The organism is Cobetia sp. 1AS1 (assembly GCF_029846435.1).
Classification (GTDB): Bacteria; Pseudomonadota; Gammaproteobacteria; order Pseudomonadales; family Halomonadaceae; genus Cobetia; species Cobetia amphilecti.
The window spans coordinates 360,143-383,044 of sequence record NZ_JARWKU010000001.1 but is presented as its reverse complement, the minus strand read 5'-3'; the positions used below and the strand labels follow the sequence as shown (position 1 = coordinate 383,044).

General features: G+C 62.6%; 17 protein-coding genes and 1 tRNA gene. 12 read left to right on the top strand and 6 right to left on the bottom strand.

The window, feature by feature from the left end:
* Positions 1-150 precede the first annotated feature (150 nt).
* Together QD280_RS01680 and QD280_RS01675 are read left to right on the top strand one after the other, a co-directional pair.
* Entirely contained in the window at positions 151-1,164 is a 1,014-nt protein-coding gene (locus QD280_RS01680; protein ID WP_279838118.1) for a TRAP transporter substrate-binding protein, read from the top strand.
* A gap of 168 nt (positions 1,165-1,332) precedes the next feature.
* Positions 1,333-2,331 carry a TRAP transporter substrate-binding protein gene (locus QD280_RS01675; protein ID WP_279838117.1) on the top strand — a complete coding sequence of 333 codons (999 nt, stop codon included), beginning with the start codon at positions 1,333-1,335 and terminating at the stop codon, positions 2,329-2,331.
* A 108-nt stretch (positions 2,332-2,439) separates the two neighbouring features.
* Here the strand turns inward: QD280_RS01675 and QD280_RS01670 are convergent, their stop codons facing one another.
* Positions 2,440-3,078, bottom strand: a complete 639-nt coding sequence (locus tag QD280_RS01670; protein ID WP_279838116.1) for a LysE family transporter — start codon at positions 3,076-3,078, stop codon at positions 2,440-2,442.
* 351 nt (positions 3,079-3,429) lie between these two features.
* Here QD280_RS01670 and QD280_RS01665 point away from each other — a divergent pair, with 351 nt between their 5' ends.
* Together QD280_RS01665 and QD280_RS01660 are read left to right on the top strand one after the other, a co-directional pair.
* The gene (locus QD280_RS01665; RefSeq protein WP_279838115.1) at positions 3,430-3,882 is read left to right on the top strand and encodes an HIT family protein; all 453 of its coding nucleotides are present in this window, start codon (positions 3,430-3,432) and stop codon (positions 3,880-3,882) included.
* A gap of 99 nt (positions 3,883-3,981) precedes the next feature.
* Entirely contained in the window at positions 3,982-4,701 is a 720-nt protein-coding gene (locus tag QD280_RS01660) for a hypothetical protein (protein ID WP_279838114.1), read from the top strand.
* Between the two features lie 78 nt (positions 4,702-4,779).
* On the opposite strand, the gene QD280_RS01655 is transcribed toward QD280_RS01660, so the two are convergent.
* Together QD280_RS01655 and QD280_RS01650 are read right to left on the bottom strand one after the other, a co-directional pair.
* Positions 4,780-4,853, bottom strand: a tRNA-Gly gene (locus QD280_RS01655).
* Between the two features lie 158 nt (positions 4,854-5,011).
* On the bottom strand, positions 5,012-6,052 hold the full coding sequence (locus QD280_RS01650) for an adenosine deaminase (RefSeq protein ID WP_347881944.1): 1,041 nt from the start codon (positions 6,050-6,052) through the stop codon (positions 5,012-5,014).
* A gap of 335 nt (positions 6,053-6,387) precedes the next feature.
* Here QD280_RS01650 and QD280_RS01645 point away from each other — a divergent pair, with 335 nt between their 5' ends.
* Complete coding sequence (locus tag QD280_RS01645) at positions 6,388-7,455, top strand: tripartite tricarboxylate transporter substrate-binding protein (RefSeq protein WP_279838113.1); 1,068 nt, start codon at positions 6,388-6,390, stop codon at positions 7,453-7,455.
* Positions 7,456-7,631: 176 nt separating this feature from the next.
* Here the strand turns inward: QD280_RS01645 and QD280_RS01640 are convergent, their stop codons facing one another.
* Positions 7,632-9,284 (bottom strand): MFS transporter, encoded by a 1,653-nt coding sequence (locus tag QD280_RS01640; RefSeq protein WP_279838112.1) that lies wholly within the window; start codon positions 9,282-9,284, stop codon positions 7,632-7,634.
* 604 nt (positions 9,285-9,888) lie between these two features.
* On the opposite strand from QD280_RS01640, the gene QD280_RS01635 reads away from it, so the two are divergent.
* Genes QD280_RS01635 through QD280_RS01625 form a run of 3 tightly spaced genes read left to right on the top strand, consistent with a single transcriptional unit; the run spans position 9,889 to position 12,820 of the window.
* Positions 9,889-10,863, top strand: a complete 975-nt coding sequence (locus tag QD280_RS01635) for a tripartite tricarboxylate transporter substrate-binding protein (protein WP_225996384.1) — start codon at positions 9,889-9,891, stop codon at positions 10,861-10,863.
* Positions 10,863-11,300 (top strand): tripartite tricarboxylate transporter TctB family protein, encoded by a 438-nt coding sequence (locus QD280_RS01630; protein WP_043335453.1) that lies wholly within the window; start codon positions 10,863-10,865, stop codon positions 11,298-11,300. Before QD280_RS01635 ends, QD280_RS01630 begins: the two co-directional genes overlap by 1 nt.
* Positions 11,300-12,820, top strand: coding sequence for a tripartite tricarboxylate transporter permease (locus QD280_RS01625; protein ID WP_043335451.1), 1,521 nt, complete (start codon positions 11,300-11,302; stop codon positions 12,818-12,820). The genes QD280_RS01630 and QD280_RS01625 overlap by 1 nt, the downstream gene beginning before the upstream one ends.
* Positions 12,821-12,945: 125 nt before the next feature.
* On the opposite strand, the gene QD280_RS01620 is transcribed toward QD280_RS01625, so the two are convergent.
* A complete protein-coding gene (locus tag QD280_RS01620; protein ID WP_279838111.1) occupies positions 12,946-13,611 on the bottom strand; it encodes a helix-turn-helix domain-containing protein in 666 nt (221 codons plus the stop codon).
* A gap of 200 nt (positions 13,612-13,811) precedes the next feature.
* Between QD280_RS01620 and QD280_RS01615 the strand changes: the two genes are divergently transcribed.
* The 4 genes from QD280_RS01615 to putP all read left to right on the top strand — a co-directional run bounded on the left by QD280_RS01615 (position 13,812) and on the right by putP (position 20,725).
* Complete coding sequence (locus QD280_RS01615; protein WP_043335450.1) at positions 13,812-14,177, top strand: hypothetical protein; 366 nt, start codon at positions 13,812-13,814, stop codon at positions 14,175-14,177.
* Positions 14,177-14,935, top strand: coding sequence for an AraC family transcriptional regulator (locus QD280_RS01610; RefSeq protein ID WP_192837901.1), 759 nt, complete (start codon positions 14,177-14,179; stop codon positions 14,933-14,935). Before QD280_RS01615 ends, QD280_RS01610 begins: the two co-directional genes overlap by 1 nt.
* A gap of 660 nt (positions 14,936-15,595) precedes the next feature.
* Positions 15,596-18,775: a bifunctional proline dehydrogenase/L-glutamate gamma-semialdehyde dehydrogenase PutA gene (gene putA / locus QD280_RS01605; RefSeq protein WP_279838383.1), complete on the top strand. Its 3,180-nt coding sequence runs from the start codon at positions 15,596-15,598 to the stop codon at positions 18,773-18,775.
* Between the two features lie 468 nt (positions 18,776-19,243).
* Positions 19,244-20,725, top strand: coding sequence for a sodium/proline symporter PutP (gene putP / locus QD280_RS01600; protein WP_279838110.1), 1,482 nt, complete (start codon positions 19,244-19,246; stop codon positions 20,723-20,725).
* A 169-nt stretch (positions 20,726-20,894) separates the two neighbouring features.
* Here putP and QD280_RS01595 read toward each other — a convergent pair whose 3' ends face one another.
* Positions 20,895-22,766: a glucosyltransferase domain-containing protein gene (locus tag QD280_RS01595; RefSeq protein WP_279838109.1), complete on the bottom strand. Its 1,872-nt coding sequence runs from the start codon at positions 22,764-22,766 to the stop codon at positions 20,895-20,897.
* Positions 22,767-22,902 lie beyond the last annotated feature (136 nt).

Genomic DNA, 22,902 nt, shown 5'->3' with positions numbered 1-22,902 from the left:
CAACGAGGGAAGCGTTGACCGGGACAGCGACAGCACGCCCTGCACTTTTGAGAGATACTTGATTTACCCCCTATGGATGGATGACGACGAATGCCAATCGGACAGCGTAGCGGCATGAAGGCAGTGCTTGTCATGCAGGGAGTGCTCGACATGAAGAGAATGTTCGGCATCAAGAGAGCGCTCGGCGTGGGCTTGGCGCTGGGGCTTTCCGCCCTGGGCACGCCCGCCCAGGCGGAGCCTGTCGAGCTGACCATGAGCCGCGAATACGGCCCCCAGACCATGATGGGCCAGCGCGCCCAGCAGTTCGTCGATCAGGTGGCATCGCTCAGCGGGGGCGAGCTCGCGATCACCTTCGGAGAAGGCCCGCTGAGTCGGCTGCGCTCGGTGAATCATCTCGAGGCCATCAACGCCGACATCATCCAGCTGGCCGACTCCCACAGCGGCGCGCTGGCCGCCGAGATACCGCTGTTCGGCCTCAGCTCACTGCCGACCCTGGTCGATGACCCGCATCAGGCGCGCGAACTCTACCGCCTGGCGCGCCCCAGCTATGAAGCGCAGCTGGAAGAGCATGACCAGATTCTGCTCTACGCCCTGCCCTGGCCGCCCAGCGGGCTGTGGTCGCGCAAGCCGATCACCACACGCGATGACCTCCGGGGCGTGCCCGTGCGGGCCTACGACCGCAATACCCAGCGCGTGCTGCTCAACCTTGGCGCCATCGCCACCGTGCTCGGCTGGGAGCCGATGCAGCAGCAGCTGGCCGAAGGCCGTATCGAGGCGGTGATGACCTCGGCCCTGGGCGGCCTGACGGCGGAGCTCAACCGCACGCTGGATCACTACACCGCGCTGCAATACGCCATGCCGCTCAATATCGTTCACATGAGCCGGTCACGCTTCGAAGCGCTCGACGACCCCCAGCGCGAGGCCCTTCTCAGCGCCGCGACCGAGATTGAAGACACCAGCTGGAACGCCATCGCCAGCGTCCTGGAGCAGACCCATGCCCAGCTGGAAGAGGCCGGCGTGACGGTCAGCAATCCGCTCTCGCCCGAACTCAAGCGCTCACTGGCACGCGCCAGTGTCAGCGTGATCGAGAGCTGGCGCAGCAAGGTTGAGCTCGAGCAAAGCGAACTGCTGGATCGCTATCTCGCACAACGCGATACCCTGTGAGTCAGGCGCGCGCCCACGCCACCGACCTTGGCCATGACGGCCACCCCACGCGGCAACCTCTCCCGACAGCGCAGGGAAAATGCGCGACGTCACCCTGCAGCTGAGCATAAACGCAGGCATGCACTACCCTAGCGGGCAAAGGTCAAAGACAAAAAGAAAGGATTCCCCATGACGTCTTCCTCACGCATTTCCGCCCTGTTGTCCGCTGGCCTGGCCACGGCAGGCCTGATCGGCGCACTCAGCGCGCACGCCCAGACGACCCTCAGCATGAGCAGCGATTACGAGCCCGACACGATGATGGGCCAACGCGCTGCCGAATTCAGCCAGCAGGTCGCCAGCCAGTCCGAAGGCGACCTGACGCTGACGCTGCGCTCGGACATTCGCTCCGCCAGTCACCTGCAGGCCACTGCCGGCGGTGTCATCGACATCGCCGCGACACTCAGTGGCGCGCTCGCCGAGGAAGCCCCCTTCTTCGGCATCTCCTCGCTGCCGGCGATCGCCTACGACCTCGATGAAGCTCACCGCCTGTACGTGGTCGCGAAGCCGCGCTACGAGGAACTGCTCGCCGAATACAACCAGATCCTGCTGTATGCCCTGCCGTGGACACCCAGCGGCCTGTGGTCGAAAGCGCCCATCGCTGACGGTGATGACCTGAAGGACATGCCGATCCGCACCTACGACCGCAACACGCAGCGGGTGCTGCTCAATCTGGGCGCGGCGCCTCAGGTGATGAGCTGGGGAGAGCTCAAACCCCTGCTGCCCGGTGGCAGCATCCACGGCGCGCTGACCTCCGCGATGGGCGGTGTCAGTGCGGAGCTCTACCGCTACATGCCCCACTTCACCACGCTCAACTACGCGATGCCGCTCAATATCATTCACATGAATCGCGATAGCTTCGACGACATGACAGAGTCACAGCAGCAGGCGTTGATCGATGCCGCGCATGCCGCCGAGTCTGCCGGCTGGACGGCCACCCACAGCGTGCTGGACGAGGCCTACACCATTCTGCAGGAGAACGGCGCGAAGCTGATCACCCCGGCCCCACCTGAGCTGCAGGATGCCCTCGAGGAGGCCAGCCAGCATGTGGTGGAAAGCTGGAAGCAGAAGGTCACCAGTGAGGATCGCGAACTGCTGACGAAGTATCTCGAATCACGGCCCGAGCGCTGAGCCCGAAAGCACTGATGATCGTCAGGCTCCAGACACGACAACGGCACCCTCGGGTGCCGTTGTCGTCTTCGTGCGCTTCACGTCTTGTGCAATAGAGCGGGGCTCTGCTCAGCGATGCGACGCCGCCAGTCCCGCGCCGGCCACGACGAACAGACTGCCCGTGGTGCGATTGAACAGCCGCACGCGCCGGTGGCTATCAAACCAGCGACTGATGCTGGAACCCGCATGGGCGTAGGTGCTCATCGTCAGCAGGTCCACCACCAGCCAGGACAGCGCCAGCACCACGAACTGGGGCAGCTGCGGTTGGGCCATGTCGATGAAGTTGGGAAACAGCGCACCGAAGAACAGCAGGTCCTTGGGGTTGCTGATCCCGATACCGAAGCCCTTGCGGCACAGTTGCCAACGCGTGGCTCTGGCGCGCATCTGCCCGTCTTCCCCCACGGCATCGAACACCACCGGCTGGGATGGCGCCCGCCAGGCCTGAATGCCCAGATAGATGAGATAGAGCGCCCCGACGATCTTCAGCACCAGAAACCCCGTCTCGGAGGCTGCCAATGCCGCGCCGAGTCCCAGCGACGACAAGGCCATCAACACCAGTGACGCCGCCGCCCCGCCCGCCACCGTCGCGAACGAGCGGCGTCGGCCGTGGCGCAGGCCATGATCCATGCACAGCAACGCAAACGGTCCGGGAAAGGTGATCAAGGCGGTGATGACGCTGACATATGCCAGCCAGACGGTGAGTTCCACTGGGTTTCCTTGTCGTTCAACGAGTGACGAACTGCTGAAAGGTGACCTGCCAATATCGCGGCTCTCTGCCGCGCCAGCAACACTTTTCGCTCCGATCGGTTCGGCAAGACAGCCGCTCCCCTCTTTGAGCATGTTGTTGCTGCCGATAACCACTTCTGCGGGGGCTGCCTGGCATTGACAACCAGTCTCCATCACACTTCACTCATGCAAGGAGACTGCCGAGCTCTCTTTACAAGGGCTATGTTCACAAGGTGCCTGCTTACAAAAGCTCTGATCACAAGGGCTCCGATCACAGAACTCTGCCCCAGATTCAGGACGAATCTGGCGACACTAAACTACCAGGGAAGAACCATGAGTGACTGCGTGTTTTGTCAGATCGTTGCGGGCCACAGTCAAAGCCATGTCGTGGCCGAAGATGAGCACTTCCTGGCCTTTCTCTCCATCTTCCCCTCTACTCCGGGCAACACGGTCGTCATTCCCAAACGCCACCTGGGCAGCTGCGTGTATGAACAAGACGATGAGGTGATTCTCGGCCTGATGCGCTTCACGCGCCGCGTGGCACACAAGCTCGACGCCTACTTCGGGGTAGCACGCACCGCCATCATCTTCGAGGGTTACGGCGTCAACCACCTGCACGCCAAGCTAATCCCGCTGCATGGCACACAGCCAGGCGAATGGCAGGCCAGACACTCGAAGATGAAGTACTACATGACCGAATACGATGGCTACGTCGTCAGCGCCGACGGCCCTCGCGGGGACGATGTGCAGCTCGCTGAACTGGCGGAGGAGATAGTTCGCAATTGATAAAATCTCTAGATTTTAATTTAAATTATAGAAACCATAACTTCCATCCGCGATACTTAATAGCGGAAAAACATTACCCCCTCTGATGGAGTACATACATTGAATAGCATTAGCACATCAAGAATCGTTTTGATGTTAGGAGGAGCATCATTATTTATCACCCCAGCAATTTATGTTGTTTGCTTTGGCACAAACTTATCTGATCAACAAACTACTTGGGCACATTTTGGAACCTTTTTTGGAGGAATCTTAAACCCAATTATAGCATTTTTAGCAATCCTTATGCTATACCAAACATTAAACACTCAAATAAAAGAATTTAAATCTTCTGTAGAGCATCTTTCTGCAGCTTCAGATACAGCAGCTAAAAACTTAGAGCTAGCTCAAGAACAAAGATTAGATAATGAAACCTTTACAGTGCTTTCCAATGGAGAAAAGCAATTAACAGATTTGCTTTTTCGGGTAGTATCACCAGAAGGCTCCCTGAATAAACTACAGATATTCCATATGTGTATGGAAGCACAAAGAACCAATGGACCTTTAGAGGCAAGTGATAGTTATATCAAGTTTATAGAAGTTGCCCAGAGTGAAGGGTCTTTTGTTTGGTCCTATGTATACTCACTAAATGAAATAGTTAACAACATGTTTGACATACTCAAAGAACATAAAGCAAAACATCCTGACAAAAATTCTCCAACAATAGCCTATTACAAAAATCGACTTATAACTATAGCGCCTTTACTTAGGGATTCTGGCTACATATCGGAATCGAGATATATTGAAATAAAAAGCCTTACAAGCCAGCATGAAAAAAATTAAAAAACATACAACCTGTCTATCTATAGTATTTTTAAACATACAAAAAAGCCCCCATTCGGGAGGCTTTTTTGAAGAATCTGGAGCGGGTGAAGGGAATCGAACCCTCGTCTTAAGCTTGGGAAGCTTCTGCTCTACCATTGAGCTACACCCGCAGGGCGGTGCATTGCGCACGCCAGAACTGCATTGTACTCAACGACTTAGCGCGGTCAAGCAACATCTGATGGAGCGGTTGCCGCAGGCGGCGTCATGCTGGCGATGTTGGTGGCCAAGCCGTTGATTGCATTCAGTATTCAAGCGCCAGTGATAATTCTCAGGCTGCGCAGCTATCGAGTTGCGCCAGCAGCACGCCACGGCGGGCGTCACTCATGCCGAGGCCTTCGGCACGCTGCGGGAAGGCGGCGTCGATGGCGTTGCGGCACAGGGTGAGCCACTGCGCCTCGCTGAGATTCAGCGCTTGCTGCACGGCGATGAAGTTGTCGAGCATGCCGCCGCCGAAATAGGCCGGATCATCCGAATTGAGGGTGATATTGAGGCCCGCCTCGATCAGCTTCGGCAGCGGGTGGTCTTCCATTCGCTCCACCACCTTGAGCGCGACATTGGACAGCGGACACACCGTCAGCGGGATACGCCGCTCGGCCAGCTCCGCGACCAGGGCGGCATCTTCCAGGCAGCGCACACCGTGGTCGATACGCTCCACCCCCAGCACCTCAAGCGCCGTGCGGATGTACTCTGCCGGGCCTTCCTCACCTGCGTGCGCGACACGATGCCAGCCGCGCTCCCCCGCAAGCTGGAAGACTTCGGTGAACTTCTCCGGCGGATTGCCGATCTCGGCGCTGTCCAGGCCGACGCCCACGAAGCGTGACTCGAAGGGAATCAGCGCGTCGAACAGCTCGCTCGCAGACGCCGCGGAATGACAGCGCAGGAAGCTCGGCACCAGCGCCGAGGTGATATCGAACTCCTTCACCGCCTCACGACAGGCGCGCTCCAGCCCCGCGAACTGGGTTTCCAGACTCACGCCACGCGCCAGATGCGCCTGCGGATCGAAGAACAGCTCCAGATGCTTGACGCCATCGGCGCTCGCACGGCGGAAGTAGTCCTGCGCCAGGCGGTAGAAGTGTGACTCGTCATTCAAGACGCCCATGCCCTGGTAATAGAGCGCGAGGAAGGCAGGCAGGTCCGCGAAGTCATAGGCCTCCTCGACCTCCTCCAGGGTGGCGCAGGGCAATTCGATGCCCTGCTCCGCCGCCAGCTCGAACATCAAGGCCGGCGTCAGCGAGCCTTCGATGTGCAGGTGCAGCTCCACCTTGGGCAGGCGGGCGAGAAAGTCGTGCATGCGCGGGGTAAGGGTCATGGCCCATCTCCTCAATGAAAGGCGGCGGCTGGAAGATCGCGGAGCGCTCACCACAGCCTGATGGCGCAATTCTAGCAACCCCGAGACCACCTTGAGGAGTGACGGCGCGGGAAATGCGATTTCTCTACTCACTGCCCGCCTGCCGTGCCTTTTCGCGACTCGCCGAAATAGGCTATTTTCGTTCATTCGCACTCTCGCAAGCTCACGACACAAGCTCACGACACCGGTTCACCACAACAGTCATGAGCGTGCGACAGCCAGCAACGCCCAGCCCCATGCCGCGCTGACTGACATAACCATAACGATCGACGCTGAACACCAAGGACACGATTGCCATGCACGCCATATCCCCTGCCCGCCATCCCTTCTCACGCAGAAAGCATGCTCGACAGCGCGCTGGCGCCCTGCCCGCTGCCCTGTTGCTCAGCCTTGGCCTGCTGGCGCCCTTGAGCGCCAACGCCGCCCAAGAGGAGCAGAACGAACAGACCGACTTCGCCCCGCAGGGCAAGACGGAGTGCATCGCGCCCGCCAAGCCCGGCGGTGGCTGGGATTTCACCTGTCGTAGCGTGGCCCGCCTGCTGGATGAGCAGAACCTCATCCCTGCCGGCATGCAGACCCTCAACGTGCCCGGCGCCAGCGGTGGCGTCGCCTTCGCGCATGTGAAGTCCAAGCGCCACGCCGATGAGCAGGTCATCGTCGCCGCCTCGAGCGCGACCACCACCCGCCTGGGCCAGCATGCCTATCAGGACGGCAAGGTCGACGACGTACGCTGGCTGATGACGCTCGGCGCCGACTACGGCGTGATTGCCGTGGCCGAGGACTCGCCCTACCAATCGCTGAACGAGCTGCTGGCCGCCATGCAGGCAGACCCCAAGGCGGTGCGCTTCGCCGGTGGCGATGTCGCGGGCGGGTTTGATCACCTCAAGGTGCTGATGGCGGCGCGTGAGGCGGGCATCGACAATCTGCGTGCCCTGCCGTACCTCGCCTACGACTCCGGCTCCGTCGCCATCACCCAGGTGATGGGCGGCCACCTGGAAGCCTTCACCGGCGACATGACCGAAGCCCGCGGCTTCGTCGAATCCGGCCACCTGCGCCTGCTGGCAGTGTTCAGTGAAGAGCGCCTGCCCGGTCAGTACAGCGACATTCCCACCGCGCGTGAGCAGGGCATCGATGTGGTCGCACCCAACTGGCGCGGCTTCTACCTGCCGGGTGGCGCATCGGATGCGGCCTTCGACTGGTGGGAGCAGACCCTCAACCGCATGGCCGAGACGCCCGAGTGGCAGCAGGTGATGCAGGACAATGGCCTGATGCCGTTCCACAAGTCCGGCAAGGCGTTGGATCGCTTCATCACCCAGCAGGTCAGCGATGTGGAGCAGATGTCGCAGGAGCTGGGCCTGCAATGATCAACTGAAGACTGAGGTACTGACTCCCTTGAGCCCTGGGCGCCGCGCTCGCCTGGCAAAAGCCCGAGACTGGTAAACCTCAAGGCTGACAATAGCTCAAGGCTGCCGAAAGCAAGACGCCACCCCATTTCCCGGGGTGGCGTCTCTTTTTTACTGGCTGGTTTGTCCCAGCGTTTTCAAGGCATGGAGGGCCAGGGCCCCTTGGGCGGTTGATGTTCGGAGTCAAACTGACAGGGCGATGCCTGGTCGCTCTCTTCGTGCGGCTCAGAATCTCTCTCTGAATCTGTCTGTGAGCGAGGCTCTGTTTCCGGCGCTGCTTCTGTCTCAGTTGCCAGCTCCGCTCCCGGCAACAGCTCGGACAACCGCTCCGTCTCGAACGCGATTTCCGTGTCAGCGTCAGCCTCGAGCAGCGGCTCTGCCACGTACTCGTGGTCCGGCTCTACCAGCTCCGCTTCCTCCAGCGGTGCGACGTTGGCCTCGAACGCCTCATCCAGCGCCTCTTCCAATGCCTCCTCGAAGGCTTCTTCCAGTGCGACCTCGAAGGCCTCTTCCTGCGCCGCTGCCTCGGCGGCCTCGGCGGCCAACTGCTCATCCTCGGCGTGTTCATGCGCCCACTCCACCGCCACCTCGACCGCCATCGGTGACGCCGTCGGCAGGATGTTGAGGTAACTGTCGGTCTCCTCGACCGGCACCATCTCGCGCTGGGTGATCTGATAGAGCGCATACAGCGAGATGGCCACGAAGGTGGTCGCCAGCACCAGCCAGAAGGCGTAGGGGTCCATCACTTCCATCGCGCCACCTGCCGCCAGCGGCCCGACGATGGCGCCCAGCCCGAAGGCGAACACCAGCCCGCCGGAGGCGCCCGGCATCTCCTCGGCCGACAGCGAATCATTGGTGAAGGCCAGCAGCAGCGCGTACAACGGTGTGGTCACGCCCCCGGCAAAGAAGGCCGAGGCGATCAACGGCCACAGCGCATCACCCGCCATCCAGCCGAACAGACATGAGCCAGCCCCGGCGGCGGACAGGCCACAGATGAGCACGCGGCGGTCCATGCGGTCCGACAGCCAGCCGATCGGGGTCTGCAACACCAGCGCACCGGCGAACAGCATGGCGATGAACAGAGCGATATGTGAGCCCGACAGGCCCACCTGGGTGCCGAAGACCGCGCCCATCCCCGACTGGGTCGCATAGACACTGCCGAGCAGGAAGATGCCGATGGCGCCCAGCGGTGACGCCTTGAACAGTTTCGCGAACGACATGGCCCGCGACACCTCGACCACCGGAGCCACGGCCGCCGACAGCAGAATCGGCCCGAAGGAGATCGACACCAGGATGGAGGCACAGATGAACAACACCGAGGTCGCGGCGTCGCCCAGCGTCAACAGGCCCTGCGCGCCGATAATGCCCAGTGTCTGCGCCATCATGTAGGCCGACAGCACCTTGCCGCGCGTCTCGTTGCTGGCAGCCGCATTCAACCAGCTTTCCGCCGTGACATAGATGCCCGACATGCAGAAGCCGATCAGCAGGCGCAGCAACGTCCAGGCCCAGGGTTCGGTCAGCAGTGGCAAGGCGATCAAGGCCGCCGAGATGAAGCTGCCTAGCGCCGCGAACACCCGCACATGCCCGACCCGCTGGATCAGCACCGGCGTATAGCGCGCGCCGGAGAGAAAGCCCACGAAGTAGCCCGAGGTGACGATCGCCAGCTCCGCCGAGGAGAAGCCCTCGATGCCGCCACGCAGACCGATCAGCGTGAAGTGCATGCCATTGCCGAGCATGATCAGCACGATACCCAGCAACAACGCCCACACACTGCCCAACACCTTGGCCATGAGTCTTCTCCCCTCCCCTGTCCCCTTGCACGATTGCCGATGGCACCCGGTCAGCACGCAGTCTGGCCACCGGCTACACGCTAGACCAAAGCCCAATGGCCACGCTTCTGCTGCAACGCCGCATAACGTTTCAAACACGACAAGCAAGCCAGAGCACTCGTGGACGGACAGCTCACGCAGGCGGCGCAAGTGCCCCGCTCAGGCCTGCTGGGAGAGGTGCGAGGGAGGCATGCAAGAGCAGCGAGAGAGAAACAAGAGAGCAACGATAGAGAAGCGAGAGAGGAACAAGAGAGAAGCAAGAGAGCGTCGGAAACCGCCAGATTCCGACACGACACCCAGCCAGATCATTCACAAAAATGCACCGCAAAGGTGCGCAAATATGCCTTTCGACCAAGGTCGGTGCGACGAATGGGTATCTTGCGAGCCATCGGGCGGCAGTCTAATTTCACCATACAGAATAAAGTTCCGCCTTACAGAACTGTAAGGTTGCTGTCAGGTTCGCGGCCGCAGGGCGAGTCTCTCGCTCGACCGCTGCCAGCGCCTGGCCCACGACATGTGCCGCTACCACAATCCAATAACACTAGAGGTCGCCATGACACGTCATATGACACTCAAACTCCTGACAGCCGCGGTGGTCACCGCCATGTCCGCCCAGGCCTTCGCCTTCGAACCGAAAGGCAAGGTTGACTGCATCGCTCCGGCTGACCCGGGCGGCGGCTGGGACTTCACCTGCCGCAGCGTCGGCAAGATCCTGTCTGAGCTCGATTTCGTGCCGGGCAACGTGCAGACCATCAACATGGCCGGTGCCGGTGGCGGCGTCGCCTTTGCGCACACCGTCTCCAAGCGTGCCGGTGACGAGCAGCTGCTGGTGGCCGCCTCCACCGCGACCACCACCCGTCTGGCCCAGGGCCAGTTCCCGGGCATGAATCAGGACCAGGTCGAGTGGATCGGCGCACTGGGCGCGGACTACGGCGCCATCGCCGTCTCCAAGGATTCGCCGTACAACACCCTGAGTGAGGTGATGGACGCGCTGAAGAAAGACCCGAAATCCGTCAAGTTCGCCGGTGGCAGTGCCGCAGGTGGCTGGGATCACCTCAAGGTGCTGATCGCTGCCCAGGCAGCCGATGTCGAGAACCTGCCCAAGGTCTCCTACCTGTCCTACAACAACGGCGGCGAAGCCATTACCCAGGTCGTCGGCGGCCACGTGCAGGCCTTCACCGGTGATATCTCCGAGATCCAGGGCTTCATGGAATCCGGCGACTTGAAAGTGCTGGCCGTGCTCTCAGAAGAGCGTCTGCCGGGCAAGCTGGCTGAGGTGCCGACCGCTCGCGAACAGGGCATCGATGCCGTCGCCCCCAACTGGCGCGGCTTCTATATCCCGGCGGGTGTCAGCGACGATGCCGAGCAGTACTGGACCACCACGCTGGACAGCGTCTATGAAAGCGAAGAATGGAAAGACGTGATGACCAAGAGCGGCCTGATGCCGTTCCACAAATCGGGTGCCGAGTTTGATGCCTTCGTGAAGGCACAGATCAAGGACATCCAGACCCTTTCCAAGGACATTGGGCTGATTCGCTGATGAATGACCGCATCTTTGGTCTGCTGATGCTCACCCTGGCCGTCGCGTACGGCTGGGGTGCCCAGCAGTTCCCCGAACCCTTCGGCGGGGCCGAGTCCATCGGGCCCGAAACCTTCCCCACGGTGCTCTCGATCGTGCTGGCGCTGAGCAGCCTGTATCTGATCGTGCGTCCCGACCCGGACCAGCAATGGCCGTGGAGCCGCACCGGCGCCGAGATGGTGCTGGCCATCGTCATCCTGTGCCTGTACACCGCACTGCTTGAGCCGCTGGGCTTCATCGTCACGACCACCGCTGCGGTCGGCACCCTGTGCTGGCGCATGGGCTCCAAGCCGGTTCGCGCTTACGTGACTGGCCTGCTCGGCGGCATCGTCGTCTTTGCCCTGTTCAACTTCGTGCTTGAGCTACCACTGCCGCTGGGCATCCTGGAGGTGGCGTAATGGAAAGTCTTGGCTTCTTGATGCAGGGCTTCGGCATCGCCCTGCAGCCAGAGAATCTGATGTTCGCCGTGCTGGGGGCCTTCCTGGGCACCCTGATCGGCGCACTGCCGGGCCTGGGCCCGGCCAATGGTGTGGCCATCCTGATTCCGCTGGCCTTCACCCTGGGCCTGAGCCCGGAAACCTCGCTGATCCTGCTGACCTCGGTCTACGCCGGTGCCATGTATGGCGGGCGCATCTCCTCGATCCTGCTCAACATCCCGGGCGATGAGCCGGCGATGATGACCTGTCTCGATGGCTATCCGATGGCCCAGAAAGGCAAGGCCGCCGAAGCGATGGCCATCTCGGCGATCGCCTCCTTCATCGGCAGCCTGATCGCCACCATCGGCCTGATCGTGATGGCGCCGTGGCTGGCCAGCTTCGCGCTGACCTTCGGCCCGGCGGAATACTTCGCGCTGTTCGTGCTGGCCTTCGCCACCCTGGGCGGCATCACCGGCAAGAATCCGGTCAAGACGCTGATGGCCGCCGCCATCGGCCTGATGATCGCCACCGTCGGCATCGATGGCTCTACCGGCACCCAACGCTACACCTTCGACGTGCTGGAGCTGTTCGAGGGCATCGACTTCATCATCGCCATCGTCGGTCTGTTCGCCATCTCGGAGCTGCTGTTCTTCATCGAACAGCACGCCGGTGAAGGCAAGCCGATGATCGCCATGAACAAGATGACCCTGAAGCTGAAGGATATCGTCGCCATCCTGCCGACCTCCTTCCGCGGCGGTGTGCTGGGCTTCATTTCCGGCGTGTTGCCGGGCGCCGGTGCGTCGCTGGGCAGCTTCATCAGCTACACGCTGGAGAAGAAGATCCTCGGCAAGAAAGGCAACTTCGGTGAAGGTGATCCGCGCGGCGTGGCCGCCCCGGAAGCCGGCAACAACGGTGCCGCCTCTGGTGCCCTGGTGCCGATGCTGACGCTGGGCGTGCCGGGTTCCGGTACCACCGCGGTGCTGCTGGCGATGCTGATCTCGCTCAACATCACCCCGGGCCCGCTGATGTTCACCCAGCACGGCGACATCGTGTGGGGCGTGATCGCGGCGCTGCTGATCGGTAACGTCATCCTGCTGCTGATGAACATCCCGATGGTCGGCATCTTCGTCAAGCTGCTGTCCGTGCCGCCCAAGTACCTGCTGCCGGTGGTGACCATGGTCGCCTTCGTGGGCATCTACTCCATCAGCCACTCGACCTTCGACCTGTACTTCATGGTCGCCTTCGGGGTCGCTGGCTACTTCCTGCGCAAGCTGGATATCCCGCTGGTGCCGGTCATTCTCGGCATGCTGCTGGGGCCAGAGATGGAGAAGAACCTGCGTCACGCCATGCAGCTGTCTGACGGCGACTGGACCATCCTGATCGGTAGCCCGCTGGCCGTGACCCTGTGGTGCATCGCCATCGCCGGCCTGCTTCTGCCGGTGATCGTCGGCCCCATCCTGCGTCGCCGCATGAGCGCCGCCAAGGCCGCCACCGACGCCTGATCCAGGCCAGGGTCTGCGCCTCTCGCGAGGTGGCATTCCCTGAATGACAACGCCCCCGCCGGTCTTGCCGGCGGGGGCGTTGTCATTTCAGCACTTTCCATAACGTGTCACTGGCGAGTCGCGTATCAGTCGCCCTGCTGCCACTGGGCGAGCAGGCGGTGGGCCTGAGCAGGCGTCAGGCGCGCCGTCGGGCCACTGAGCACGATGACTTCCGCCGGTGCCAGCCCCTCGTCGTGATGCTGGGCGACGCTGACCGCCAGCGCCGCCACCGACAGGCCGGCCGCCTCACCGGTCTCGATCTCGCCACTGTCGACACACTGCTGCAGCAAGGCGGACAGCGCCTCATCGACCAGCTCGCCCTCCTCCAGCTGATGACGCAGCGGCCACTGGCTGACATGCGCGTACTGGCACATCGCCTGACGCGGGCGTGTCACGCCCTCCACCGGTCGCGCCTCGGCCAGCGGGCCGTGCTCGACCAGCATCAGGCTGGCCGTCTCGCCACTGGCGGCATTCAGCGCCGCCAACCAGCCGCGCAGCTGAACCTCGCGGGCCGGCAGCGCCGGTGCCAGCTGGGCAAAACGCCCCAGCGCCGCGCCGATGGAGTAGATGCCGTGGCTGTCACGCGCCACATAGCCGAAGTGCTCAAGCGAGCCCATCAGCCGCAGAATCGTGCTCTTGTAGAAACCACTGGCCTGCGCCAGCTCATTGAGCGTCAGGCGAGGGGTCGCGGGGGTAAAGGCTTCCAGCAGCGTCAAGGCACGCTCGACCGCTTCCACACGTTGATTGGCCATGCGGCGGGACTCCCACGGCAGGTGAAGAACGAGGCTGACAGGCAACGTGCGCCATGCCGTCTCAATGGACTTGAATCATGCCATAACGTTCTGACAGACAGAACATGACGCGCCTGTCGCACTGACGATACTGGCCGTGCAGCGTGGTAGAATGGTGAGCTACCACACTATTTCCGGTTACGTCCGCACAAGGTTCGCTCATGTCCATCTTCATCATCACCTTCGTGGTCTGCCTGATCGTCACCGTCGGCACCGTGGCCATGCTGATGATGTCGCGTACGCCGCGCTTTCGTACCGACTACAGCGATATCGCCCGCGTGCTGGACCAGGCGATCAGCGGCGAGATCAACGAGAACGAGTGGCACAGCGTGATCGGCTACCCGATTCGCCATGATGAGTACCTGGAAAGCCTGCGTCGCCGCTGCCAGGGCATCTTCGACAACCATGCCAGGCCGTGGCAGCTGGCCCAGGGCGGTGCGCTGTTCTCGCGCGCCGGTCGTGAAGAGCTCAACGTGCTGCTGGGCCATCTGCGTGCCCGCACCGGTGTCGCGGAGACTCGCGCCTGATGGCCGCCAGCGAGATGCGCCTGATCCCGCTCTCCAACCTGCGCGAGCACCACGATCACAGCTATCACCAGCTGGTGATCGGCCTCGATGGCCTGGCCGAGTTCGAGATCGAGGGCCAGGGCGGCGAGATTCGCCCGCTGACCGGCTGCATCGTGCCGGCCGATCATGTCCACTACTACGCGGGCATCGGCGAGAATCGCCAGCTGATTCTCGACCTGCCCGATGATGCGCCCTACCTGACCGGCCATCATCGCGACCTCAAGCGTCTGTTCGAGCGCCCGCGCTTCTTCACGCTGGACACCCGCCTGCGCGGCTATCTCGAATTCATGCTCGCGGAAGTCAACGACTACCAGCAGGCGCCGGGTGATCTGCTCGCCGCCACCTTCCTCGCCTGCCTGAACACGCGCATCGAAGAGCCGATGAGCGCGCTGAGCACCAGTGGCCGTCAGCTGGATCTGGTCGCGCTCAACCGCTTCATCGACGCCAATCTCGGCCAGCGCCTCAGCGTGGCGGATCTTGCCCGCCAATCACATCTCTCCGAGCAGCATTTCAGCGAGCGCTTCCGCGTACTGACCGGGCTCTCGCCCTATCAGTATCTGCTGCGCCGTCGGCTGGAAGAGGCACGCCAGCTGCTGGGCACCAGCGAGCTTTCCCTGTCCCAGATTGCGGATCGCTGCGGCTTTGCCAACCAGAGCGCCCTGTCCCACGCCTTCCGCAAGCATCTCGGCTTCCCGCCTTCGGCACTGCGCAAGTCGTGATCGAGTCGGCAGGAGCCGGTGAGGCGTGCGTGTCAGATCCGCCCGTGTGTCTGGCACGCCGCTCTTGAATTCGCCGCTCTTCGATTCGCCCTCTCTCTAGCACGCCCTCCTTGATTCGCCCCTCTCTCTAGCACGCCCTTCCTCAATTCACCCCTCGCTGGAAGTACGTCACCAGGGAGACGCACGCCGTTCAACGACGCTCCTACCGTCAGCTGCAAGCCAGTTCCCCCCTCAAGCCTCTACCACCTTGGTATAACAAGATCGCGTCATTTCGCGGCATAGCCTCCGACAAAGGTCGGAGAAGCGTGTCGCTTTTCTGACATGCCCGTGAATTTGACATGCGCAGCCGAGAAATTGGAAAGACCCGCCCCCCTGCGCCACCCTACATTCTCAGTCATACATCCAGACGTGCCGCTGTCGCGCTTTCTGATGCGTTCTGCATCACTCCCGGCGCTGTGACTCGGCAATCCCATTCGGCGCTTCGACGCCCAGCAGCAAGGGGTTCGCACCATGACCACCTCCACTTCCTCCGATCAGTCCAGTGCAGTGAATGCCGCGATCGCCTCGGCCACGTCCACAGCCGCCCAGTCATCGACAAACGACAAGCAAGGGGTGCTCAAGGGCAATGTGCTCAAGGACAACATCCTGCGCAGTGACCAGATGCTGGCCGCCAGCACCTGGCAGCAGTCTCCGGAGGCGCTGTTCGCGCGCGTCAGCGACCACTACCTGGTCGATGAAAGCGCCTACGTCAGCGAGCTGGTCGGGCTGCTGAATGCCGAAGACAAGGATGCCAAGCGCATCGGTGACAAGACGGCCGAGCTGGTACGCGAGATCCGCACCATGGACACCGCCGTCGATTCCATCGACGAGCTGCTGCAGCAGTACAGCCTCGACACCCAGGAAGGCGTGCTGCTGATGTGCCTGGCCGAGGCGCTGCTGCGCATTCCGGACAAGGAAACCGCCGATGCGCTGATCGAGGACAAGCTCGGCGTGGCCGACTGGAAGTCCCACCTGGGCCAGAGCGAGTCCTGGTTCGTCAACGCCTCCACCTGGGGTCTTCTGATGACCGGCAACGTCATCAAGATGGATCTGCCCAAGGGTGACGGCAAGCCGGCCACCTTCATCAACCGCATGGTCAATCGTCTCGGCGAACCGGTCATCCGCCGCGCCATGTACCAGGCGATGAAGGTGATGGGCAAGCAGTTCGTGCTGGGCCGCGACATCAAGGAAGCGCTCAAGCGCTCCCAGCCGCTGTTCGACAAGGGCTACACCTATTCCTACGACATGCTGGGCGAAGCGGCCTGTACCCGCGACGACGCCAAGGGCTACTTCGACGACTACGCGCGTGCCATCCGCACCGTCGGCGAAACCTCGCGCAAGCTGAAGGAAGGCACCCCGTCGCCGTCCGTGTCCATCAAGCTGTCCGCCCTGCATCCGCGCTATGAATTCGGCCGTCGTGAGCAGGTACTGGAAGAGCTGGTGGCAAGCGTGCGTGAACTGGCCGGCATCGCCCGCGAGCTGAACGTCGCCATCACCATCGATGCCGAGGAAGTCGATCGCCTCGAGATCTCGCTGGAAGTGTTCCGCGCCGTCTACGAGAGCGACACCTGCCGTGGCTGGGGCAAGTTCGGCCTCGTCGTGCAGGCCTACTCGACGCGGGCCCTGCCGACCCTGCAGTACCTGAACCGCATCGCCGACCTGCAAGGCGACGAGATCCCGCTGCGTCTGGTCAAGGGCGCTTACTGGGACAGCGAGATCAAGGAATCCCAGGAGCTGGGTGTCGAAGGCTATCCGGTGTTCACCCGCAAGGCCTCCACCGACGTCAGCTACCTGGTCTGCGTGCGCTTCCTGCTGTCCGAGAACACTCGCGGACGCATCTACCCGCAGTTCGCCACCCACAATGCCCACACCATCAGCACCATTCTGGATGTGGCCAACGCCGGCGAGACACGTCAGTTCGAATTCCAGCGTCTGCACGGCATGGGCGAAGCCCTGTATGAAGCCGCGCTCAAGCGCGCCCCCAAGGGAACCTGGTGCCGTATCTATGCGCCGGTCGGCGCGCACAAGGACCTGCTCCCGTACCTGGTACGTCGTCTGCTGGAGAACGGGGCCAACTCCTCGTTCGTTCACCAGCTGGTCGACCCGCGCGTGCCGGTCGAGAGCCTGTGCACCCACCCGGTGGTCACGCTCAATCAGTACAAGACCTACCACAACCCACGCATCGCGCTGCCGCCGAACATCTATGGCGCGGACCGCCTGAATTCACGGGGCATCAATCTGAACATCAATAGCCAGTACCAGCCGCTGATCGACGAGATGGCCACGCACATGGACACCACCTACGACGTGCGTCCGCAGCTGGCCTTCGATGTCGAGGTCAATGCCGATCGTCGTCAGGCCGTCACCTGCCCGTTCGACCGTCGTGACACCTTGGGCCATGTGCAGTGGACCAGTGCCGAGGAAGCTTCCAAGGCCATCGACGCCGCCTGGGCTGCCTTCCCGCGCTGGGAGCAGACGCCGGTCGAGGAACGCGCCGCGATTCTCGAGCGCTTCGGTGACCTGATGGAAACCCACACCGCCGAGCTGATGACCCTGTGCTCCCGCGAGGGTGGCAAGCTGCTCACCGACGGCATCGCCGAGATCCGTGAAGCGGTCGACTTCTGCCGTTACTACGCCAACCGTGCGCGTGCCGACTTCGCCGAGCCGACCGAGCTGCAGGGCCCGACCGGCGAGCACAACCAGATCATGCTCGGCGGCAAGGGCGTCTTCGCCTGCATCAGCCCGTGGAACTTCCCGGTCGCGATCTTCTGCGGCCAGATGGTCGCCGCCGCCGTCACCGGCAACACCGTGGTCGCCAAGCCCGCCGAGCAGACCTCACTGGTCGCTCACCGCGTGGTAGAGCTGCTGCGCGAAGCCGGCATGCCGCACGATGTCGTCCAGCTGCTGCCGGGCGATGGCCCGACCGTGGGTAGCGTGCTGTCCAGCGACCCGCGTATCACTGGCGTGTGCTTCACCGGCTCCACCCAGACCGCGCAGATCATCAACCGCTCGCTGGCCGCGCGTGAGAACGCTCCACTGCCGACGCTGATCGCCGAGACCGGTGGCCTCAACGCCATGATCGTCGACTCCACCGCCCTGCCGGAGCAGGTCGTCAATGACGTGGTGCAGTCCGCCTTCCAGAGCGCCGGTCAGCGCTGTTCCGCCCTGCGCGTGCTCTACGTGCAGGAAGACGTCGCCGAGCGCGTCATCGGCCTGCTCAAGGGCGCGATGGACGAGCTGAAAATCGGCGACCCGCGTGACCTGGGCACCGACGTCGGACCGGTCATCGACGAGGAAGCACGTGCCGGCCTGCTCAAGCACATCGAGGAATATCGCAGCCAGGGCCGCGTGATCGCCGAAGCCGCCGTCGACAAGACCATCACCGAGCACGGCACCTTCGTCGCGCCGGTCGCCCTGCGCATCGATGGCATCGACAGCCTGGAAAGCGAGCAGTTCGGTCCGGTCCTGCACATCGCGACCTGGAAAGGCGGCGAAGTGGACAAGGTCATCGATACCATCAATGGCCTCGGCTACGGCCTGACCTTCGGTGTGCATTCGCGAAACGAAAGTTTTGCTAATGCCGTTGCACAGAAAATTCGTGTTGGTAATGTCTACGTCAACAGGAATATCATCGGTGCTGTGGTAGGTGTACAGCCGTTTGGTGGTCAGGGCTTCTCTGGTACTGGCCCGAAAGCCGGCGGCCCGCACTACCTGCACCGCTTCGCTACCGAGAAGACCCGTACCGTCAACACCACGGCTCTCGGCGGCAACGCGTCTCTTCTCGCCATGGGCGACGAATGACCGACGCTGCCTGCTCTCGCGGCAGCAGCAGAGGTCATGCCTGGCGGAAGACTGCATGCTGGACGTGCATGAGGTAGCCAGGTGACAGGGCATCAGGACGATGCCCAGTGGATGACGGCGAGCACGCCAGGCCGTCATCTGCCCCGGACACCGACAGGGACGCCCACGGACATGAATCGCCAGCGACTGGCCCCTCATGCTCGTGCCCTGCGGTGTCCGTTGCCGTTTCCCTTTTTGACTCGACGGCAATATGCGGGGACGGACGAACGTCAGAAGATTCGTTTATGCGCTAGTCTGAACGTACAAGATTGGCAGGAACTTGCGAGAGCCGCCGCGACATGGCCCTCGAAGGACGTTCGATGCATGACGCAGGACTCCCGGCGACGGTCTGACAGGAACCGTCACTGGCAGTGAATCATCACGACGCTCGCCGTCCGACAACAATAAATGCAAAGGATTTACTCCACGATGGTCGATAACAGCCCCACCATACTCATCACGTTCGCTATCTATCTGGCGGTGATGCTCGGCATTGGCCTGCTGGCCTACAAGCGCACCTCCAACATGTCGGATTACATCCTGGGTGGCCGCTCATTGGGCCCCTGGACGTCTGCCATCTCCGCCGGTGCATCTGACATGTCCGGCTGGCTGCTGCTGGGTCTGCCCGGCGCCGCCTACCTCAGCGGCCTGTCCGCTGCCTGGATCGGCATCGGTCTGCTGGCCGGTACCTGGCTCAACTGGCTGATCGTCGCCAAGCGCCTGCGTATCTACAGCTTCATCGCCAGCGACTCGCTGACCCTGCCGGATTACTTCGAGAAGCGTTTCCGCGACAACTCCAAGATGTTGCGCGTCATCTCGGCCGTCTTCATCCTGCTGTTCTTCCTCTTCTACACCAGCTCCGGTCTGGTGGCAGGTGGCAAGCTGTTCGAGACCGTCTTCGGCCTCGACTACACCATCGCCGTGACCGTCGGTACCATCGCCATCGTGTCCTACACCTTCTTCGGCGGCTTCCTCGCCGTGTCGTGGACTGACCTCATCCAGGGTCTGATGATGGCCGCTGCCCTGATCGTGGTGCCCATCGTGGCACTCACCGACATGGGTGGCGTGGCAGAAGCGACCTCGCGCATCACCGCCGAGAACCCGCTGCTGCTGGAATGGTTCCGTGACGCCTCCACCGGCGAAGCGCTGACCCTGGTCGGCATCGTCTCCTCACTGGCGTGGGGCCTGGGCTACTTCGGTCAGCCGCATATCCTGGCGCGTTTCGCGGCCATCCGCAGCGAGAAGGACATCGGCGCGGCACGTACCATCGCCGTCGTCTGGTCTGCACTGGGTCTGTTCGCGGCCATCTGCATCGGCCTGCTGGGTCTCGTCTACGTGCCGAAGGACCTGGCCGACAGCGAGAAGATCTTCATGGTCATGGTGAACTTCATCTTCCACCCGGCGGTTGCCGGCGTGCTGCTGGCCGCCATCCTGGCTGCCGTGATGTCCACCGCTGACTCCCAGCTGCTGGTGTCGTCCTCTGCCCTGGCCGATGACTTCTACAAGGCGCTGTTCAAGAAGGATGCGACCCAGTCCGAACTGGTGTGGGTCGGTCGCTTCGCGGTGGTCGGTATCGCCATCATCGCCTGGATCCTGGCGCTGGACCCGAACTCCAGCGTGCTGGGTCTGGTGTCCTACGCCTGGGCCGGCTTCGGTGCCGCCTTCGGTCCGGCACTGATCATGTCGCTGTACTGGCGTCGCATGAACCGCTTCGGCGCGCTGGCCGGCATCATCGTCGGTGGCGTGACCGTGGTGGTCTGGAAGCAGCTTTCCGGTGGCATCTTCGATCTCTACGAGATCGTGCCGGGCGTCATCTTCGCCTACATCGCCATCTACGTGGTCAGCATCATGAGCGCAGCACCGGCTGATGAGATCACCACGGAATTCGACAAGGTCGAGAACCACGCCTGATCGAGGTGTGACAAGACACTGTTGAAGCCTGTACCTATTGCCGTTCATATCGGCAATACGACAACGCCGCCCTTCGGGGCGGCGTTGTCGTTCATGGCAACTTGTCCTCACTGACTCTGGCTGTCATGGCTTTCTCATATGGCCTGGTCACATGAGTGACTCGCACGGCCTAATCACATTGGCGAGGCTTGCGGAAATCGATCACCCAGACTCCCTCTTGCAGTGACAGCGCTGGCGATGGCACTTGAGACCGAGCTTGAGGCAGAACTTGAGACTGAACTGATGAAGGGGCGGAGGACTTACCGGTAGGCTGGCTGGTGGGCTGATCGGAGGCCTGACTGGCAGCATCGCCCGGCGCACAGGGCGACCGTGCTTGCAGGCGTGCCTTGAGCGCCTCATCGCGCAGCAAGGTCACCGCGCTGGCGCCCGCCAGGCGCAGCCGCACCACGGCCCAGTAGTTGTCGGGCGTGAAGGCGGCGACCAGATTCTGGCCCACGGCCGCCACCTGCTGGCGAGCGACCCGCGCCAGTGGCGCCACTGGCGCCTCGCCCAGCACCAGTACCGGCAAGGCATCGCGCGGCTGGTAGCGCTCGGCGTCGCGGGGCGAGTCCAGCGGCAGGCCCTGTTCCCGCGCCTGAGCCACCAGAGTGCGCGCCAGTTGTGTCTCATGGGCCTGCTGGGCGGCCAGCGCATTGCTCCAGGCGGCGAAGATCACCTCATGGCGCACCAGCAACAGGCCGGCGACGATCAACAGACACTGCATCAACGGGCACTGCGCCAGACGCCGCCAGACAGATGTCTTGCGCTGCGTGTTGGCCGATTCAGTCATGCTCGGCGTTGCGCTTGCCTCCGCGCTCGATCTAACGCTCTCTCTTGCTCTCACGCTCAGTGCCAGCATCAGGGCGCCACCCAGCAGCGGCCCCCAGGCGATCAGGGTGCGCGAATGAAATACCGGCTCGGCCAGCAACAGCATCGGCCCCCACAGGGCGGGAACCAGCAGCAGCGCCCACAGGGCCCAGCTCATGCGCTGCAGGGATAGCTGGCGCGCCGAGCGAGACCTGCCCTCGGGCGCGCCAGTAGCGGCTTCCTGTCGCACAAGCGCGCCGTGAGACAGGAGTCGCAGCAGCGCCACCCCGGCCAGCAGCGCCAGACTGAGCAGCAGCGTGACCTGCCCCATCCCCTCACGCAGTGCGCCCAGCGCCACGCTCAGGTTGTGCTCGATCCCTGCCAGCAAGGCCTGAGGGTCGGCGAAGGGCAGCATCTGGCCATGCTGCTGACTGTACTCGCCCGCCACCAGCAGCCGCGTGATGGGCAGATAGAGCAGCAAGGCGACGGCGGCCAGCGCCCCACGCTGCAACAGCATCCGCCAGCGCGACCACAGTGACGTGCTGGCAGCGCCCGCGAATAGGGCTTCGAGCAGGCTCAGCACCAGAAAGGCATTCAGGGCCGGTTGATAGCAACACAGCGCCAGCAACAACAGCAGCAAGGCGCTCAGCGGTGGCTGCCAGGCCTGCCATGGCCCTTCGCTTATCCCTCCGGCTTGCTCTCCCTCTTCCCTGCTTTTCCCGCCAGCACGCAGCACCAGACTGGCCAGTATGGCACTGGCCAGCGCCACGCTCATCGGCAGGCTGTCGAAGGTGTAGCTGAAATTCTGCAGGGTGAAGGGCGTCAGCCAGACCAGCGCATTGCCCACTACGCAGCCCGCCAGCGAGAGCCCCGGCAGCCATCGCCACCAGGCCAGCGCCATGCCCGCCGCCAGCCCCCAGGCCGCCAGTTGTGGCAAGGGCGCGACATTGACCAGCACGTCGCCGAAGCCCAGCAGACGCATGATGCCTTCGGCGGCCGGGCGCGCATTGAGCATCCAGCCGTAATAGCCATCCAGCGCGCGACTCATGTCATCCAGATACAGCGCGCGCGTGGCGATCAGCGGCACAAGCCCGAGGCCGATCACCACCAGACTGGCAAGCAGGATGCGCCATGCCTGACGCCGTCTGGCATCAGAGGCATCACACGCTTGGGACAACGGCTGCGACCTTGTCATGCACTGGACTCCCGATCAGAACGATACCCAGGACGGATGACGTCGAGAGTACCTGACTCGGGGCGCGATGGAATGCCCCGACGAAAGCCCATGAAAAACGCCACCCGAGGGTGGCGTTGTCGACCTGCATACGTGA